Origin of the sequence: Mesorhizobium shonense, from assembly GCF_040545255.1 — a bacterium.
GTDB lineage: Bacteria > Pseudomonadota > Alphaproteobacteria > Rhizobiales > Rhizobiaceae > Mesorhizobium > Mesorhizobium shonense.
Window position 1 is genome coordinate 149,542 of record NZ_JBEPLM010000003.1, and the last position, 19,053, is coordinate 168,594.

At 64.2% G+C, this 19,053-nt stretch carries 11 protein-coding genes and 1 tRNA gene; 7 read left to right on the top strand and 5 right to left on the bottom strand.

The window, feature by feature from the left end; all coding sequences use genetic code 11:
* The first annotated feature begins 82 nt into the window (after nucleotides 1-82).
* On the top strand, nucleotides 83-4,360 hold the full coding sequence (locus ABID26_RS10120) for a cytochrome P450 (protein ID WP_354415190.1): 4,278 nt from the start codon (nucleotides 83-85) through the stop codon (nucleotides 4,358-4,360).
* 17 nt (nucleotides 4,361-4,377) lie between these two features.
* On the opposite strand, the gene ABID26_RS10125 is transcribed toward ABID26_RS10120, so the two are convergent.
* Complete coding sequence (locus ABID26_RS10125; protein WP_126100345.1) at nucleotides 4,378-5,064, bottom strand: Crp/Fnr family transcriptional regulator; 687 nt, start codon at nucleotides 5,062-5,064, stop codon at nucleotides 4,378-4,380.
* A gap of 612 nt (nucleotides 5,065-5,676) precedes the next feature.
* On the opposite strand from ABID26_RS10125, the gene ABID26_RS10130 reads away from it, so the two are divergent.
* From ABID26_RS10130 to ABID26_RS10140, 3 genes are all read left to right on the top strand, one after another.
* Nucleotides 5,677-9,348 (top strand): S8 family serine peptidase, encoded by a 3,672-nt coding sequence (locus ABID26_RS10130; protein ID WP_354415192.1) that lies wholly within the window; start codon nucleotides 5,677-5,679, stop codon nucleotides 9,346-9,348.
* Nucleotides 9,341-10,867: an MBL fold metallo-hydrolase gene (locus tag ABID26_RS10135; protein WP_292374535.1), complete on the top strand. Its 1,527-nt coding sequence runs from the start codon at nucleotides 9,341-9,343 to the stop codon at nucleotides 10,865-10,867. The genes ABID26_RS10130 and ABID26_RS10135 overlap by 8 nt, the downstream gene beginning before the upstream one ends.
* A 98-nt stretch (nucleotides 10,868-10,965) precedes the next feature.
* Nucleotides 10,966-11,136, top strand: a complete 171-nt coding sequence (locus tag ABID26_RS10140) for a hypothetical protein (RefSeq protein WP_292374533.1) — start codon at nucleotides 10,966-10,968, stop codon at nucleotides 11,134-11,136.
* Nucleotides 11,137-11,205: 69 nt separating this feature from the next.
* Here the strand turns inward: ABID26_RS10140 and ABID26_RS10145 are convergent.
* Together ABID26_RS10145 and ABID26_RS10150 are read right to left on the bottom strand one after the other, a co-directional pair.
* Nucleotides 11,206-11,280 (bottom strand) — tRNA-Val (locus ABID26_RS10145).
* A gap of 126 nt (nucleotides 11,281-11,406) precedes the next feature.
* A complete protein-coding gene (locus ABID26_RS10150) occupies nucleotides 11,407-12,087 on the bottom strand; it encodes a phosphoglycolate phosphatase (protein WP_292374531.1) in 681 nt (226 codons plus the stop codon).
* Between the two features lie 150 nt (nucleotides 12,088-12,237).
* Here ABID26_RS10150 and rpiA point away from each other — a divergent pair, with 150 nt between their 5' ends.
* The 3 genes from rpiA (at nucleotide 12,238) to gor (ending at nucleotide 15,068) form a co-directional block, all read left to right on the top strand.
* Nucleotides 12,238-12,969, top strand: a complete 732-nt coding sequence (gene rpiA, locus ABID26_RS10155) for a ribose-5-phosphate isomerase RpiA (RefSeq protein WP_126100341.1) — start codon at nucleotides 12,238-12,240, stop codon at nucleotides 12,967-12,969.
* Entirely contained in the window at nucleotides 12,956-13,555 is a 600-nt protein-coding gene (locus ABID26_RS10160; protein WP_126100340.1) for a DUF2059 domain-containing protein, read from the top strand. Before rpiA ends, ABID26_RS10160 begins: the two co-directional genes overlap by 14 nt.
* 124 nt (nucleotides 13,556-13,679) lie before the next feature.
* A complete protein-coding gene (gene gor / locus ABID26_RS10165; protein ID WP_292374529.1) occupies nucleotides 13,680-15,068 on the top strand; it encodes a glutathione-disulfide reductase in 1,389 nt (462 codons plus the stop codon).
* Nucleotides 15,069-15,223: 155 nt separating this feature from the next.
* Here the strand turns inward: gor and mgtE are convergent, their stop codons facing one another.
* Complete coding sequence (mgtE, locus tag ABID26_RS10170; protein WP_292374527.1) at nucleotides 15,224-16,588, bottom strand: magnesium transporter; 1,365 nt, start codon at nucleotides 16,586-16,588, stop codon at nucleotides 15,224-15,226.
* 284 nt (nucleotides 16,589-16,872) lie between these two features.
* A complete protein-coding gene (locus tag ABID26_RS10175) occupies nucleotides 16,873-18,765 on the bottom strand; it encodes an ABC transporter ATP-binding protein/permease (protein ID WP_292374525.1) in 1,893 nt (630 codons plus the stop codon).
* Nucleotides 18,766-19,053: the final 288 nt, after the last annotated feature.

The window sequence follows — 19,053 nt, forward strand, 5'->3', positions numbered from 1 at the left end:
ACATACGCCGGACCGATGCAAACCTAGGCCATTAGGTTGCCGGCATCGCATCGACTTGGACAGCCGGGGGGCTCGAACGCGCATGATCAAGTTGAAGTATTTCGCTGCTGTCCGCGCGGCCCAGAAGAGCCAGCGCCCTGTCGTCGAGATGCCGTCGTTCGATATCAACCGGCTTCGCGCCAGGGATGGTATTGCCTCCCGCATCGCCGGGTTCTTTCTAAGCGATCCGCGCTGGTTGCTGGCGCTGCTGCGCCGTTTTTGGCCGAACCTGGCCTTCGGCAATTTCCTGCTCGTCACCAAGGGCGTCGACGTGCGCGACATATTGGAGCGCGGCGACGAGTTCGAAACGCCCTACGGTCCGGAAATGGCGGAACTGGCCAGGGGTTCGAACTTCATCCTCGGCATGCAGGACGGGGCTGCCTACCGGCAGATGAAGTCGGCCGTGCTGAGCGCCTTTCCGCCAGCGGAAGTCGAAGCCGCCGTCAGGCCGATCGCGGAGCGTCATTCACGCGACATCATGACCAGAGCCAGCCCGGGCTTCGACGCCATCGCCGGGCTGATGAAAATTGTGCCGGTGCGAATCTGCCGCGACTATTTCGGTCTCGAGATCGACGACGAAACCGAGTTTGCCGATTGGTCGATTGCGCTGAGCGCGCTGTTCTTTTCAGATCCGACCGCGAACCCGACAACGCGCCAGCTCGCGGTCGTCGGCGGCGATCGCCTGATCAAGGTCATCGAGCGCTCGATCGCCGCGGTCAGGGACAAGGGAGGGAAGGACGGCCGGCCGCTGGCCCGCCTCGTCGCGCTCATGGATCAGGGGCGCCTGTCGCGGCCCGACATCCATTCGATCATGCTCGGCATGATTGCCGGTTTCGTTCCGACCAACGTGCTTGCCGGCGGCAATTGCCTGGACGTCATCCTGTCGCGATCCGATGCCCGCCAGGCCGTCGACGCGGCCATTGCAGCAAGCGATACCGGCAAGCTCGATCGGGCGATCCTGGAAGCCATGCGCTTCAAGCCGATCTGGGTCGGCCCGTGGCGCTACACCGCCCGCGATGCGACCATCGGCAAGGGCTCGCGCCGCGAGCGCCTGGTGAAAGCTGGAACCGTGGTGATGCCGGCGACGCTGTCGGCCATGTTCGATCCGGAAATCGTGCAACGGCCAAATGAATTCGACACCTTGCGTCCGCACCGCGACTACATGGTTTTCGGCCATGGTATCCACCTGTGCATCGGCGCCGAGATCGCCCGCATACAGATCGGCGAATGCGTTCGTGCCCTGTTCAGCAAGCCCAAGCTCAGCCGCGCGCGCGGCAGAGCCGGCAAGATGGTCAATGTCGGCGCCTATCCGGCGAGCCTCAAGGTCGATTTCGAGCGCTCGCCACTTTGCCGCACAGTCGACCAGTCGATGGTCACCGTGGTTTGCCCGATCGCGCGCGCGGTGCCGTTGGATGCCGTGCGCGACAAGGTCGGCGCCCTTGGCAATCCGGCGATCGACGAGGTGGGCGGCGCGCTCGACAAGATGGGCTCGATTCATTTCGCCAGCCTTGCAGTCGCGGCCACCGGAAAGGACGAGAAATCAGGCCTCGAGACCGGGGCGCTCGTGTTCGAAATCTCCGGCGACGGCAGCGCCGACGATGTGATCGGCGCCGTCACGCTGGCCATAGGCCACCGGCTGCGGCCGATCTTCAGGGACGTTTGCGGTCTGTCCGACGGCGGCTCTCTGGACGGCTTCCTGAAGAAGCATCACATCGAAATATCGCCGTCCTTCGGCAGCACGGCAGGGTTGGTTTTTTCGGGCACGCCCGGCCATTCGGTGCGCCGCATCCTGGCCGAGGCCGAGCTTGCCGACAGTGTGCGCGAGATCGTCGAAAAGCCGCGTGCCGGTACCGGCAACGCCCTTGCGGTGATTACCGAGGCGCGCCGGCATGCCCAGTCGCTGGGACAGTTCGGCTGGGCCTTCGAGCCGGCCGAAAGCCTGCTCGAGCGGCCGCCGGGCCGCTGGTGGCGGGCCTTGACGACGACGCTGCTTGCGCCGGCTATGCTCGCCACAGTCGCGATCGTCGTGCTTGCCTTCTGGCGCATGATCTACGTGCTTGTGTTCGGCAACCTCCACGGCATCACCTTCACCAACATCGCAATTGCCGGCACCGCACTTCTGCTGGCGGTGCTGGGGCTGCTGGCTATCGCCCTTGTGTTCGTCGGCTTGTGCTTCCTGGGTCTGCGACGCCTCGAGGACAAGGACAGGCCGCAGAGCACTCCGGTCGACATCGGCGCCCTGGACAGGATCCTCGCCAATGAGGACCACTGCGCGCAGAACCATCTGACCGCGATCTCGACGATGAAGGCCGGCACCTTGCGGCGGCTGGCACTGAGGCTTTCCTTCTACCTGATCTCGATATCGGCGCAGAAAGTGTTCAAGCCGGGATTCCTTGCCACCATCAACACCATTCACTTCGCCCGCTGGGTGCTGCTGCCGGGTACCGACAAGCTGATGTTCTTCTCCAACTACGGCGGCAGCTGGGAAAGCTATCTGGAGGACTTCATCGCCAAGGCTTCGGAAGGCCTGACCGGGGTGTGGAGCAACACGGACGGTTATCCGCGCACGCGCTGGCTTTTCCTCGACGGCGCGCGCGACGGCGACCGCTTCAAGCGCTGGGCGCGGCGCCAGCAGGTGCCGACGCTGTTCTGGTACTCCGCCTATCCCCATCTCAACACCACGCGCATCCGCATCAACTCCAGGATCAGGCGCGGCATCGCTTCGGCCACCGGCAACGAGGCGCGCGACTGGGTGAGCCTGTTCGGCTCGTTGCAGCGGCCGCAGGCAAGGCCGGCGGAAACCGCCAGCCGTGAACCGGCGCCTTCGCCTCTCGAAGAGCTGGAAGCGGGCGAGATCCAATCGATCTTCTTCGGTCCGTTCGGCGCGCTCGGCTACGCGCATATGCTGGCGATCCGGGTGCCTGAAGATCTGCCGGCAATGCAACGCAAAGCATGGCTGGACTTCGTCATCGACAAAACGAGTTTCGGCGACGGCGTGCCTGCCGGACGGGCCATGACGGTGGCTTTCGGTCCCGACGGCCTTCGCCGTCTCGGGCTGGCAGGTGGCGTCGACGACGATCCGCTGGACACATTTCCAGCGGCCTTTCGCCACGGCATGGGCAATCCGGAGCGTAGCCGCATCCTCGACGATACCGGCCCGGACGCGGCCGACAAATGGCAGTGGGGCTCGGCCAAGACGCCGGTCGACGCGGTCGTCATCTGCTACGCCGAAGAGCCGGCGGCTCTCAAGGGAGAGATCACGACGACGAAGCGGAAGACGACGGGCGCCGGGATGAAAATCGTCGCCGAGCTGCCGCTCGTCGTGAACCGCTCGCCGAAAAGGGACGGCGCGAAATCCCAGCATGCCGGCAACAGCGGCAAGCCGGAGCGCTCGCGCGCCTATGAGCATTTTGGCTTTGCCGACGGTGTCTCGCAGCCGATCGTCAGGGGCACGTCGCGCGCCAACAAGGGCGCCGCGCCGATGCATCTGGTCGCGCCCGGCGAGTTCCTGTTCGGCTATCGCGACGAGCACGGATTCTATCCAGCCTCGCCCTCCGTCGAGGCAGCGCAGGATCGCACCGGCATCCTGTCGCAGGTGCGGCGGAACCGGCAGATCCCCGGCCAGCCGCCACCGCCGCGCGATTTTGGACGCAACGGCTCGTTCCTCGTCGTGCGTCAATTCGAGCAGCATATCGAGCTGTTCAACGACTACTGCAAGCACGCCGCCGCGCGAGCCGCGCATGAGACCGGCGACGACGCCATCACACCGCGCTGGGTGGCGGCCAAGATGCTCGGGCGCTGGCAGGACGGCAGCTCGCTGGTGCGCAACCCCGATGGCCGCCCCGGCCGCGGCGTCGACAACGATTTCGCGCTTGGCGCCGAGGACCCGCAAGGGCATCGTTGCCCGCTCGGCTCGCACATACGCCGCTCCAATCCGCGCGATTCGCTCGGCGAGGACCGCGAGACGCAGATCAGGATCGGCAAGCGCCATCGCATCCTGCGCGTCGGCCGCACCTACGAGAAGAAGGGCCGGAGCGGGAAGGTCGAGAAGGGGCTTCTCTTCATGTGCCTCAACGCCGACATCGAACGTCAGTACGAATTCATCCAGCAGACCTGGGTCTCGTCGAGCTCGTTCCAGGGGCTTGTCGGCGAAAAGGATCCGACGATCGGCGCGCGCGACGGCGGCGGCCGGTTCTCGATTCCGTCCTGGGAAAAGGTCACTGTGCTTAAGGACATGCCACAATTCGTTACCACGAAGGGCGGCGGTTACTTCTTCATGCCGAGCCGGTCCGCGCTGCGCTACCTGATTTCGCGGCTTTGATTCGGGCCAAAAATCGCTCAGTCGTCGTCCTGCGATTCGGCGATCTGGTTCAGCGCGGCGGCGTTGGTGATGCGCAGCCCGCCGCGCCTGATGGCGATCATATGCCGATTGCGCCAGTCGTTGAGCGTCTTGTTGACGGATTCGCGAGTCGCGCCGAGGAACTCGCCGAGCTCCGATTGCGAGATCGGGATCCATCCGGCCGCGTCGGCCATGACACTGCTGAGGAACACCAGCCGCTTCGCCAGCCGGGCCTCGATGCCGAAGAAGGCCTGGTCGCCGAGCTCGCCGCTGACCCAGCGCAGCCGCGTGCACAGAAGTTCGATCATGGCACGCGCCAACGGCGGATTTTTTTCAATGCGATCAAAGAGTTGCGTTCGGCTGAGAGAAACCAGCTCGCACGCGGTGAGGCAGATCGCGGTTGCCGTTCGCGGGCGTCCGTCCAAGGCGCCGATCTCGCCGACAAGGCTACGCGAGAGCTCGATATTGGCCACCAGCTTCTGTCCGCCCGGCGAATAGAGCGAGATTTCGACGGTGCCGTTCATCACGCCATAGATGCGGTCGGAAGCGTCCTCCTGCACGAACAGGTGCTGACCCGCGGCATAGCGTTCGACCTTGCAGCCGCCGAACAGCAGATCGAACTGACGCGGATCGATCCGTGCCAGGCGCGGCACGGCGCCCCGGTCGTCTACGCCGGCTGTCGACATGATGCGATTCCGCCTCTCGTTGAGCGGAAATTGTATGACAAGTGCGTGCTCGATCAAGGCCTGGTCTCCTTTCGTGGCGGTCACGGCAGCACGATGGCCTTTGGTCAAGATCGAGCGCCAGACGTGTGTCGCAGGCATCAAATTAGCCGGCGACTTCCCTTGCAATGAGAATCGGAGCGCGCTGGCGGACGCGGACCGATCTTTGAAACGCCGTCCGCGCGCGTGGCGGGAGGTTACCGACGCGCGCAGACAGCAAATCTGAAAATGGCTAGGTGATCGAAATTCCCTGCCGAGGACCGACCCATTTTCAGGCCCGGAAGCCATTCGAGCCCGTGCGTTGAAGCAGAAGCCAGGGCCACCCGGTGCGATATCTGTGCGTGAAGCTCGCGCGGCGTATGTGAAGGCGGTCACAGAAGCGCCTACCGGCCGGCGCGATTGTCATTCGTCGCATGCATGTTTCAGACACCGAGCATAGTTGTGCCGAAGCCGAAACGGAATCGGCCGGTTTCCTAGTTGGCAAACAAACAGAACGATCGAAGCATGGTTTGGGACTTGGCTTGACTGGGATTGGCAGCTCACGCCATGGTTTCAACTTCCGAGGAGGGGCATGCCATGGCGAGGAGTCTCCTTGTCAAGGTTCGCGGCGACGGCGCCGGGTTTGCGGCCAAAAGCCGGTCGCTTGGTATCGGAAGGATCGACGCCGAACCGATCCTGACTGTGCCGCCAGGTGCTTCCGGCGCCGACTTCGGGGCAGCAACGGACCGGGGCGCGACCTGGCTGCGGCTTTCCGCCAGGGCCGCGGACTCGGACAATCCCTGGGACGACGCCCACGAACTGGTGGCTCGCGGCGGAGATGTCGCGATTGCCGACGCCGATGTCCTAGCGATCGAGCCCGACATCGTTCAGCAATGGGACTACAAGAACGGCAGCGGCGACCGCGGCATGGCGGCGAGCGCCAGCCCTGTCTGCGCCTTCGACGATCAGGACCCGAGCGGCAGGCAGGCGACGGTGCCTGGCGTGGTTGCCTGGAACGCGGGGCCGTCCTTCAGCCAGTTCGCCGCTGCCCGCAGCAAGGCCGGCGCCAAGCAGGCCAATATCACCATTGCCCATCTCGATACCGGCTTCGATCCGGGCCACCGCACCGTGCCGGCCGGGCTTCTCACGGCCAAGCAGCGCAATTTCGTCGACGATGGCACTGGGCCGGACAATGCGACCGATCATGCGCCTGCCGGCACACTCACCAGCAATCGCGGCCACGGCACCGGCACGCTCAGCCTGCTTGCCGGCAACAAGCTCGACGGCACGTCGCCACATTGGCCGGGCTTCACCGACTTCGTCGGCGGTGCTCCGCAAGCGAAGATCCTTCCAGTGCGCATCGCAGACTGGGTGGTCCGCCTGACCACGGGCACCATGGTGCAGGGGATCGACTATGCGCGCCAGCAAGGCGCGCAGGTGCTGTCGATGAGCATGGGTGGTCTTACCTCACAGGCCCTGGTCGATGCCGTCAATCTCGCCTACGACCATGGCCTGGTGATGGTCACCGCGGCCGGCAACAATTTTGCCATCACGCCGCGCAGCATCGTCTATCCAGCCCGCTACAACCGTGTCTTGGCCGCATGCGGCGTGATGGGTGACGGCCGCGCCTATACCGGGCTCGATTTCGGCACCATGCAGGGCAATTACGGCCCGCCATCGAAGATGAAGACGGCGCTCGGCGCCTACACGCCCAACGTGCCCTGGGCGGAGATCGATTGCGCCAAGATCGTCGACATGGACGGCAACGGCACCTCTGCGGCGACGCCGCAGGTCGCCGCCGCGGCCGCGCTTTGGCTGGCCGAGCACTGGGACGTCGTGAAGACCTATTCGCAACCCTGGATGCGCATCGAGGCCGTGCGCTTCGCGCTGTTCAAGGCAGCGCAGAAATCGACGCTGAAGATGAACGCCGCCGAGGCGCTGGAGAAGATCGGGCAGGGCGTGGTGCGCGCCTTCGACGCGCTGGCGGTCGCCCCACCGGCGGAAAGCCTGCTGCAGAAACTGCCGCGGGCGACTTATACGTGGAGCTGGCTCGATTTCTTGACCGGGGGCAATTCGCTTGCCGCACAGTCGTCCGTGGCATTGCAACGGCAAAGGATGCTGGCGCTGGAGCTGATGCAGATGACGCAAAGCACGGCCGCAGTCGACGAGGCGATCGCCGATCCGGACGGCGACCCGGCCGCCATCTCGGCCGCGGCGCGCAACCGCTATCTCGAAGCCGCCCTGGACCAGGGCAATCCGTCGAAGCCGCTCAGGGCCTTTCTCGAGGACGTGCTGGGCAGGGCCGGCGCCAAGCCGGTGCCGGCCGCCGCTCCGGCAGCAAGCCCGGCGCCGATCAAGCGCAAGCCGCGTCCGTTGCCGCCGCCACAGCGGCGCCTGCGCATCTACGCGCTCGACCCTTCGGTCGCCAAGCGATTGGACTCGGTGTCGGTCTACCAGGCAACGCTCTGGGTTCCCTGGGACGACGAACCGTCGGCCGACAAGGCGCTGCAGCCGGGCCCGATCGGCGAATATCTCGAAGTGGTCGATGTCGATCCGGCATCGAACCGCATCTACGATCCGGTCGACCTCAACGACAAGGTGCTCTTGGCGCAGGACGGCCTGCCGCCCTCGGAAGGCAATCCGAAATTCCACCAGCAGATGGTCTACGCTGTCGCCATGACCACGATCGGCCATTTCGAGCGCGCGCTGGGGCGGCGGGCGCTATGGGCGCCGCACTATTCGCAAACTCCCGGCCGCGCCGGCGACATGACGGTGAAGGCGCATTATGTGCCGCGCCTGCGCATCTATCCGCATGCGCTGCGCGCCGAGAACGCCTATTACAGCCCGGAAAAGAAGGCGCTGCTGTTCGGCTATTTCCCGGCAACCGGCAATGAAGGAGATGTCACCACGCCCGGGACGACGGTGTTTTCGTGCCTCTCCAGCGACATCATCGCGCATGAGATGTCGCATGCGCTGCTCGACGGACTGCATCGCCGCTTCCAGGAGGCGTCGAATCCGGACGTTCCGGCGTTCCATGAGGCCTTTGCCGACATCGTGGCGCTGTTCCAGCATTTTACGCTGAAGGAGTTGGTGAATTTCGAGATCGGCAAGGCGAGGGGTGAGTTGTCGGCGGCCTCGCTACTGTCCGGCATCGCCAAGCAGTTCGGCGAGGGCAGCGGCAGGGCCGGACCTTTGCGCGAATATGGCGGCGCCGGCATGGCCGCCCTCGATTACGACAAGACCGTCGAGGCGCACGACCGCGGCTCCATCCTCGTCTTCGCCGTCTACCAGGCGTTCATCGCCATCGCCGACCGCCGCACCGACGATCTGATCCAGCTTGCCACCGGCGGTACCGGCATCCTGCCGGCGGGCACGTTGCATCCGAGCCTCGTCGAGCGCCTTACAGACGAGGTCGCCAAGACCGCCAGCCAGATGCTGACCATGTGCATCCGCGCGCTCGACTATTGCCCCGCCGTCGACATCACCTTCGGCGAATATCTGCGGGCGCTGATCACAGCCGACCGCGACGCCTATCCCGACGATCCTCTGCACTATCGCCTGGCATTCCTGGAATCCTTCCGCAAATGGAAGCTCCTGCCGCGCGACGTGCGCACCATTTCGGAAGAGACGCTCGCCTGGAGCGCGCCGGAGGATCCTTCGCCACCCTGGCTGAAGGGGCTGCTGAGCAAGATCGACCTCGGCTGGAACCAGAAACTGAAGCGCTCCGAGATCTTCGCCCTCAACGACAAGAACCGCTATGCGCTCTGGAAGGCGATGCACAAGGCTTTCGCGTCCAATCCCGACCTCTACAAGCAGTTCGGCCTGCTTCCCGATCTGCCGCGCTACAATGACGACGGCACGGTCATGCACCAGCCGAAGAAGGGCGAGACGACCTTCGACATCTACAGCGTTCGCCCGACGCGGCGCGTCGAGCCGGACGGCTCGTTCCGCGTCGAGGTCGTCGCCGTCATCCAGCAGCGGCTTCCGATCGCTTTCGACGGCACGCCGGCGCCGCAGGGCGTGAACAAGGGTGACGGCTTCTTCTGGTTCCGTGGCGGCGCAACGATCATCATCGACCCGCGCGAAGGCTTTGAGGAGATCCGCTACGCGATCATCAAGAACACCGGCAGCGCGGAGCGGCAGAAGCGCCAGGCTGAGACCGTGACGGCGAACTATCTGTCGCCGCTCCGGGCGCTCTATTTCGGCGGCGAGGTCTCCGAGCCCTTCGCCATGCTGCATGCCAGCGACGGAGACGACGATCATGTCTAGGAAGCCAGCAGCAGCAAGGCGGCCTCGCAGAACCGCGGCCTCCGCAACAGCGCGCGTTCCTTCCGTCACGGTCCGGCACTATTGCCAGGGCATCGGCGACTGTCACCTGCTCACTTTCACGAAGGCCGATGGCGCGCCGTTCCGCATGCTGATCGATTGCGGTATCCATGTCTCGATCACGGGAGGTCCGGCGCTGGTCGCCGACATCGTCGGAGACCTCAAGAAAGAAACGGGCGGCAAGATCGATGTGCTCGTCGTCACCCATGAGCACTGGGACCATGTTTCGGGATTCCTGACTTCGAAGGACCTGTTCAAGGATTTTTCCGTCGGCGACGTCTGGATGGCTTGGACCGAAAATCCAGCCGACCCTGGAGCCATCGAGCTCGACAAGTTCAAGGGCCAGGCACTGGACGCATTGCAGGGCGCCAGCCGGAAGCTCGACGGCATGCAGGGACTCAACCCTTACATGCAGCGTGTCCGCGACGGCCTGCAGGCCGTGCTCGGTTTCCAGTTCGGCGCCGCCGGGGAGAGGGTGCGTTCGGCTCGCAACGCCGCGGCAAAACTGTCCGCAAAACCATCGCCCACCTATTTCGAGCCCGGCGGAGTGCCGCAAGCGATCGATGGCCTGCCCAAACTTCGGATCTATGTGCTCGGGCCGCCGCGCGACAAGGCGGCGCTCCGGCTGGAGGAAAAGGCGAGCGAGATGTTCCCGCTCGCCAGCGGCGGGCCATTCGCGCGGGCGCTCGCATCCGGGCTAAAGATGAACCAGGCCGACGATCCGACCTACATTGACGAGCTCAGCCCCTTCGAACGCAACATCGGCACGCCGCTCTCGACGGCGCTGAACGGCGACAGGGGCGGCGACCCGGTCGTCGATATCGGCACCTTTACCCGCAAGCATTATTCCGGGCCCGTCTCCGGAGCTGCCCCCATGGAGGACCGCGACCAATCATGGCGCCGCATCGACGCAGACTGGATGGGGATCGCCGCCGACCTCGCGCTGCAGCTCGACCGCGGCGTCAACAACACCAGCCTTGTGCTCGCCTTCGAACTCATCGACAGCGGCAGGGTGTTCCTGTTCCCGGGCGACGCCCAGATCGGCAACTGGCTGAGCTGGAAGGACCTGAAATGGCCGGGCGGGCAGGCGACCGTCGCCACGGCCGATCTCTTGGCGCGCACCGTCTATCTGAAAGTCGCCCACCACGGCAGCCAGAACGCCACGCCGCAGAAACAGGGGCTTGACCTGATGACGAGCCCGGACCTGTCGGCGTTCATTCCGACCAATAAGCTGGATGCGGTGAAGGTGCGTTGGGGCGAGATGCCCTACGACGCGATCCTGACCGCGCTCGAAGCAAAGACCAAGGGCCGCGTCATTCGTGCTGACGATCCGTGGCTGGCCGACAAGAACGGAAAGCCCGGTTTTGCTGCGCCGTCCGGTTCGATCCAGGCGGTGCGCAGCGCGCCCCGCGATCCTGCCCGGGGACCGGGCGGGCTATGGGTGGAAGTGGATCTGGCCTGACAGTTCGCCACCGAGCCGATTGCGGAAAATCGAAAACCGCTCTATGGAGCGAGCGGCTGAGTGAGGGCGGCCATCCATCTTATGTGATAGGTCGCCCCATGCCCGATGCCTTCTCTCGCGTCATCGCCTTCCTTGCCGTGGTCATGGCCCTGCTTTTCGCGGGGATTCATTTCCATCAAGGCCACATCATCGCCACGCTCTATTTCATGACCGGCGCCATCCTGGTGACGGCGGTGACGCATCTGAACGTGCGCCGAGGGCTGATTTAGGCGCCGGCGGCGTCGAGATTTTCAGAAGTTTCATGGGGCCAGGTCATCCAACATTCTCAGGAAGTTGGATGGTGGGCGATGCAGGGATTGAACCTGCGACCCCACCCGTGTGAAGGGTGTGCTCTCCCGCTGAGCTAATCGCCCGCCTGTGGCCCGAAGGCCGAAGCGAGCCGCGATATAAGGGAGGCGGGTGCGCGAAGTCAAGGCAGTGTGCCGACGATCTGCGACGATCGAATTTGCCGGTGCTCGGCAGGCTTGAAAAGCCGGGACTCAGCGCGCCGCCGCGATCAGCCGTTCGGCCAGTTCCCGCGTCAGCGTGTCGAAATGCGAGATCACCAGCGTCGGCTCGAACTCACGCACATGGCGGTCGGTATAGCCGAAATCGACCGCCACCACCGGAATGCCGGCGGCCTTGGCGGTGTCGATGTCGGTCTGCGAATCGCCGACCATCAAGGCGTTGTGCGGATCGCCGCCGGCTAGGCGGATCGTCTCGGTGAGATGGCGCGGGTCGGGCTTGCGGAAGGCGAAGGTGTCCTGGCCGCAGATCGCGGCAAAATAGTTCGACATGCCAAGCGCGCCGATCAGCGTCGCGGAATTCGCTTCGTATTTGTTGGTGCAGACCGCCATCAGGTAGCCGGCGGCCTGGAACCGATCGAGCGCGGCGATGACGCCGGGGTAGGGGCGGGACTTGCCGGGAATGTTCAGCGTGTAATGGTCGAGGAAGAGTTTCAGCAGCCGGTCGTGTTCTTCCGCCATGAGCGATTTGTTCTGCGCCGCATGCGCGCGCTCGATCATGACGCGGCCGCCATGGCCGACGAAGCGCCTGAAGCCGGCTTCGTCGACTGCAGCAAGTTCTCCGGCCGCCAGGCTGTGGTTGAGGCTGTCGAGCAGGTCCGGCGCGGTATCGATCAGCGTCCCGTCGAGGTCGAACACGATTATCGGTCGGGTCATGGCCAGTCCTGCAGCGGTTGAAATGCCGCAGCCGATACAAGCTGCGCGCTGGTCAAGCAAGCAGCCTCTATCGGTCCACAGGCGGAGCCTTTGACGGGACAGGCAAAAATGCTAGGACGCGCGCGAAACCAGAGAAATCGGGGCAAAAGCGTGGATGCAAGACAGCTGAAGGTCGAAGCCGCGCGGGCAGCGCTCGTCCACGTCAGTGACGGCATGCGGCTCGGCATCGGCACCGGCACGACCGCCGACGCGTTCGTGCGGCTGCTCGCCGAAAAGGTCGCAACCGGCCTCACCGTCATCGGCGTGCCCACATCCGAGCGCACTGCGGCACTCTGCCGCGAGCTCGGTGTGCCGCTGTCGACACTGGAGGAGACGCCTGAGCTCGACCTCACGATCGACGGCGCCGACGAGATCGACCCGGCGCTGACGCTGATCAAGGGCGGCGGCGGGGCGCTGTTGCGCGAAAAGATCGTCGCGGCGGCATCCAAGCGCATGATCGTCATTGCCGACCAATCCAAGATGGTCGAGACCCTCGGCCGCTTCCCGCTGCCGATCGAAGTCAACAAGTTTGGCCTGCGCGCCACCGAGATCGCGGTTCGCGCGGCCGCGACGGGCCTCGGCCTTGCCGGCCCGGTTACATTGAGGATGACGGGGGGACAGCCATTTGTTACAGACGGCGGCCACTTTATCCTCGATGCATCTTTTGGCCGCATTCCGGATACAAGAGCGCTTTCGAATGCTCTCTTCGCCATTCCAGGCGTTGTCGAGCACGGTCTATTCATCGGGCTGGCGTCAACGGCCATCATCGCCGGCGGCGACGGCATCCAAACCGTCCATGCCGCCCGAAAACCAGGGAGTTCTATCGACCATGATGTTGCATAAACGGGTTCGCCGCCTTTCGATGTTTCTGGCGGCCTCAGCCGTCCTTGCCCTGTCCTCGCCGGCGTTTTCGCAGGATATCAGCGAATCGCATCTCAAGGCCGCGCGGGCCGCAGTTGTGGCTATCCACGCCACGGACCCGTTCGACAACATACTGCCGCAGGCGGCGGCCGCGCTCGAGAACCAGCTGATCCAGAAGAACCCCGACATGCAGGAGCTGATCGGGAAGACCGTCACCGAGAAGGCGATCGGCCTCGCTTCGCGTCGCGCCGACCTCGAGAAGGAGGCGGCGCTCGCCTACGCCAAGGTATTCTCCGAAAAGGACCTTAACGATATCGCCACCTTCTACAGCTCGGATGCCGGCAAGAAGCTGCTCGACAGCGGCCCGGCGGTGACGCGCGATCTCGTGAAGGCGGCCGACATCTGGCAGAACGGCGTCGCCCGCGATCTCGCCCAGCAGGTCGGCGAGACGCTCGCCGCCGCCGCCAAGGCCGCGGCCCCGGCCAAGCCTGCGCAGGATGCGACTGCTCCGGCCGACAACTCGGCTCCTGCCGACGGTTCGGCCCCTGCCGACAACTCGCAGAACTGATCCGCCCAGTCATTTCGGCGGTCACCGCCGCTGGACCAGAAGAGCCCGGGTTTCCCGGGCTTTTCTTTTGGCGCTTGGCAGCCTACCTCTGGCGAACCCTTTTCACTTCCCAGGAGCCCATCCGATGGCCGGTTACGACTATGATCTTTTCGTCATCGGCGGCGGTTCCGGCGGGGTGAGGGCGGCCCGTATGGCGGCGTCCCTCGGCAAGCGCGTCGCCATCGCCGAGGAATATCGTTACGGCGGCACCTGCGTCATCCGCGGCTGCGTGCCGAAGAAGCTCTATGTCTATGCCTCGCAGTTTCCCGAGCATTTCGCCGACGCCGCCGGCTATGGCTGGACGGTGCCCGAAGCAAGCTTCGACTGGCCGACTTTGGTCGCCAACAAGGACAAGGAGATCGCCAGGCTGGAGGCGATCTACAAGAAGAATGTCGAGGGCGCGGGCGGCGAGACCTTTCACTCGCGCGCCGTGCTCGTCGATCCGCATTCTGTTTATCTCACTGCCGAAGACCGCACCGTCAGCGCCGATCAGATCCTGATCGCCACCGGCGGCCGTCCGGCGCCGCATCCTGCGCTTTCCGGCCACGAATACTGCATCTTCTCCAACGAGGCCTTCGACCTCAAGGAATTGCCTAAGGCGATCATGATCGAGGGCGGCGGCTACATCGCCGTCGAATTCGCAAACATCTTTCATGGGCTCGGCGTCGACACCACGCTTGTCTACCGTGGCCAGGAGATACTCAGCCGCTTTGACATGGACCTTCGCCGCTCGCTGCACGAGACGATGGAGAAAAAGGGGATCAGGATCCTCTGCCACGCGGTTTCCGAACGGGTGCGGAAGAATCGTGAAGGCAGGCTGGACGTGCTGCTCTCCAGCGGCCAGACGCTGACGGTCGACCAGGTCATGCTGGCGATCGGCCGCATTCCCAATACGGAGAATATGGGGCTCGAAGGGGTCGACGTGGAACTCGGCAAGACGGGCGCGATCGTCGTCGATAAGTATTCCCGCACCAATATCGAGAACATCTGGGCGATCGGCGACGTCACCCACCGCGTGCAACTGACGCCGGTGGCCATTCACGAAGCGATGTGCTTCATCGAAACCGCCTTCAAGGATAATCCGACCTCGCCGGACCACGACACCATCGCGACGGCCGTGTTCTCGCAGCCTGAAATCGGCACCGTCGGACTGTCCGAGGACGAGGCGGTCAAGCGCTTCCCGGAAATCGAGGTCTATCGCACTTCCTTCCGTCCGATGCGGCACACGCTGTCGGGCCGCGACGAGAAGATGCTGATGAAACTGGTGGTCGACGGCGTATCGAGAAAAGTGCTCGGAGCCCATATTCTCGGCCCCGACGCCGGCGAGATGGCGCAGCTGCTCGGCATTCCGTTGAAAGCCGGGCTGACCAAGGACGATTTCGACCGCACCATGGCCGTCCACCCGACTGCGGCCGAGGAACTGGTCACCATGTACAAGCCGACCTATCGCGTGAAGAATGGCGTGCGAGTCTAAAGCGCGTCGCGCTGAAGCGGATTCAGGCGACGCGCTTTAGGTCTTTGTTTTGATGCATGTCGTTCTCCCAAAACCGCTGCACACTTTGGGCGACATGCAATAAGCCCTGGCTTGGGAGCCGCCGCCGGCAGAGCCGGCGACGGTGATGCCCAAGTTCAAAGCAGGGTGCCGCGCAGGATTACCAGCGCCACCGAGAAGTAGATCACCAGCCCGGTGACGTCGACCAGCGTGGCGACGAATGGCGCCGAGGCGCTCGCAGGATCGAAGCCGATGCGCTTCAGCGCGAATGGCAGCATCGATCCCGACAGCGACCCGAAGGTGACGATACCGACCAGCGCGGCGCCCACCGTTGCCGCGATCAGCATCCAGTGCGGGCCGTAGTCGTAGAGGCCGAGATACTGCCAGAGCATGATGCGGCAGATGCCGACGATGCCGAGGATGGAGCCCAGCGCCAGCCCGGTCGGCAGCTCGCGCAGCGCCACGCGCCACCAGTCGCGCAGGCCGATCTCGCGCAGCGCCAGCGCTCGGATGACCAGCGAGGTCGCCTGCGAGCCGGAATTGCCGCCCGAGCTCATGATCAGCGGGATGAAGAGCGTGAGCACGATCGCCTTCTCCAACTCGCCTTCGTAGCTTTGCATGGCGTTGGCCGTCAGCATCTCGCTGAGGAACAGCGCGCAGAGCCAGCCGGCTCGCTTCTGGATCATCGCGAGGAAGCTCATCTTCATGTATGGCTCATCCAGCGCCTCCATGCCGCCGAAACGGTGCACGTCCTCGGTCGTCTCCTCGACCATCGTGTCGATGATGTCGTCGACGGTGACGATGCCAAGGATCTTGCCGTGATCCACAACCGGCAAGGCGAGCAGGTCGTATTTGGAGATAGTCTGCGCGAGCGTCTCGCGATCGGTGAGCGGCGTCACCGTCACCGGCACGCGATCCGGCGCCACCGACAGGATCGAGTCCTCCGGTTCGCCGGTGATAAGCCGGCGCAAGCCGGTCGCCCGCAGCAACAGCAGCGTCTCCGGGTCGGTGATGTAGATCGCATAGACGGTCTCGCGCGTCCGCTCGACCTTGCGGATGTAGTCGAGCGTGCGGCCGACGGTCCAGTCCGAAGGCACGCTGACGAACTCCGTCGTCATGATCGAGGCGGCGCTGCCTTCGGGATAGCCGAGAATGGAAAGCAGCGTGGCGCGCAGCGGCGGGGCAAGCGCGCCGAGCAGCTCGGAACGGGCCGGCTCGTCGAGCTCGCGCAGGATGTCGGCCGCGCGGTCGACCGACATGGCGGTCAAAAGCTTGCTCGCTTTGGAACGGGGCAGGGCTTCGGTGAGCTCCGGCGCGTTTTCGAGCTCCGGCTGGTCGAAGATTTCGACCAGCCGCTCGAACGGGACCGCGCAGAGCAGCTCGACGGCCGTCTCATGGGGTTCGTGGTTGAGGGCTTCGACGACGTCGGCGACGTGATCGTTGGCAAGAACACGGGCGACGGCGATCGCTTCGTCGTCCAATACGGGTGCGAATTCGTTCATGGTTCACTTCCTTGCCGTCCGGCAGGACGTGAACCGTCAGGTCACGTCAAGGCGGACGGCGGTTGCGTTCGACTGTGACTGTCGCCAGGCATGGCGGGTTGACCTTTCTGCTCGCGGGTTTCGGGTTGGGGAATTCTGCGAGCGGGGCGCAACATAGGAGCGCGTTTTGCCGAGTCAATTGCGGAAGGCTCGAAAAATGAGCCAATGGACGCCGGCTCGCGAGACTGTGATCGGAGGCAGCCGCGACCGAACCAGGCCGGCCGGTCAAAGGCTTGGTATGACTGCTATTTCTGCTTCAGCCGGCGGAAGCGCAGCCATTTGTCCTCGGCTGGCCTCGGCGGCTGGGCGAGGATGGTCGTGAGCTCGCGCGGCAGGGTGGGGACCAGCGGCTTCTTGGTCGCGACGCAGTCGGCGATCGCGACAACGCTGTGGTAGAATTCCTCTCCGGAGAGCGACCGCGGCGGCACGGCCTCGTGCATCACGCTGATCACCGTGACATCGGGGCAGTTAGCCTTGATCGCCTCGTGGAAGGCGATCTTGCCTTCAGGATCGAGCGCGCCGGTCGCTTCGTCGAGGAACAGCAGCCCAGGCTGCTGCAGGATGATGCGGGCGACCACCAGCTTCTGCTTCTGGCCGCCGGACAGGACCTGATCCCAGATCTTGCCCTCGCGGCTCTCGTCAGTCAGGTGCTCGATGAATTCGCCGAGACCGGCTTTATGCAAGGCTGCCGCGACCTGCATGTCGCTGTGGTCGTTCTCGGAACCCGGCAGGCAGACCAACTGCTTCAGCGAGACCTGCTGCAGCTTCACTTCCTGGGCGGCGTAAAAGCTCGTCACCCCTTCCGGGAACACGATGGTGCCGCGGCCATAGGGCCAGAGGCCGTTGATCGCCTTGATCAGCGAGGTCTTGCCGCAACCGGACTCGCCCTTGAGGAAAGTCCACTCGCCGCGGCGGAAGCGCAGATTGGCGGCGCTGAGGAAAGGCGTTGCGTCCTCGCCCTGATGCGCCAGCTCGAGCTTCTGGATGGTCAGACCGAAGACAGGATTCTGCCTGGCGTAGCTGAAGTCCGAACGACCGGTCTGGCGATAGAATTCCTGCGGCTGCTGGACGTTCTCGACGGCGTTGGCAAGCTCGGTCACGCGCTGGCTGTTGGCCCGGAGCGTCGCGATCGCCGGCATGACATGGATGAACCATGAGCACTGGCTGATCAGCTGGGCGACCATTTCGGAGCCGGTGATGTAACCCTTGAGGTCGAAGCCGTTGTGGATGAACGGCACGAGACCGGGTCCGTAGGCGACGATACGGGCGCCGATGAAATTGTAGATTAGCTCGAACGATGTGTAGCTGGTGTTGACGACGTTCAGCCGGCCCCAGGTCTTGTCGATGTCGACATAGAGCCTGTCGTGCATGGTCTTCTGCACATCCTCGCCATGCGAGGCGGCGACGTGGAAGCTGCGGCGCAGGAACGTCGTCAGCTCGGCGCGATAGCTGCCCTCGGCCTGCTGCATGCGTATGTTGAGGCGCTCGAGCATGCCGCCGAGCTTGACCGCAATCCATGTGTTGAGCGGCACGTAGGTGGCGACCGCCAGGAAGGCGAGCACGGCGCTGCCATAGCTGCCGAGAAACTCCAGTCCTTTGACCTCCACGGAGGCTCCAATCAAGTTCTCGCCGACGAAGTAGAGCGAGGTCGCCACACCCAGCACGCCCATGGCGAGGCCGATCGCGCCGCCGGTCATGTCCTTGATCGATTCCTGGACGCGCTGGTCGATGTTGTCAGGGGCGACGATGCCGCCGGCCACGGAACCATGCTGGGTATGGAAATGGGTATGGTTGCCGTCGAGCAGCGCCTGGTTGAACTGGCTGTTCAGCCAGCCGCGCCATTTGCGGTGCAAGGTCGTCGAAACGAGGTTGCGCACGCCGGTGAAGCCGGCATCCTTGAGCACGACCAGCACCACCAATATGCCGGCATTGGTGAGAAGCGCCTGCAACGGATTGGTATTGGCGGCGTCGTGGAAAAAGGCGATCGAATTCACCAACTCGCCGGACGCCATGGCAAACCAGACGCCTGCCTTGCTGGAGAGCGCGGTGAGCAGCGCAATCACGAGGGTGAGGGTCCAGGCTTCCTTCCAGCGGTCGGAGAACCAGTAGGCTCGCATCAGCCCCCAGAAGGTGCGCATCGACGATACCGGCGTCAGGTGCGAGGGCTTTGCCGCCTCGCCAGGTAGTTTTGCCGGTACTGCACGTCGCGGTCTGCCGACCCGAATCACGATCCCGCCCAAACCTTTCTTGTTTTGTTACACATGGTAACACCAATTGATCATTTTCCATTAATTTTCTGCCCCCAAATGTGAACAGGGTTACCCGAAGTGGCATGAAGGCAACAGGAGAGCATCGACGGCTGGTTGCCCTCAGCAGGAATTTCGTGTTTTATTCCAGTAGGTTGACGGTGACGGTCCAAGGCGTCG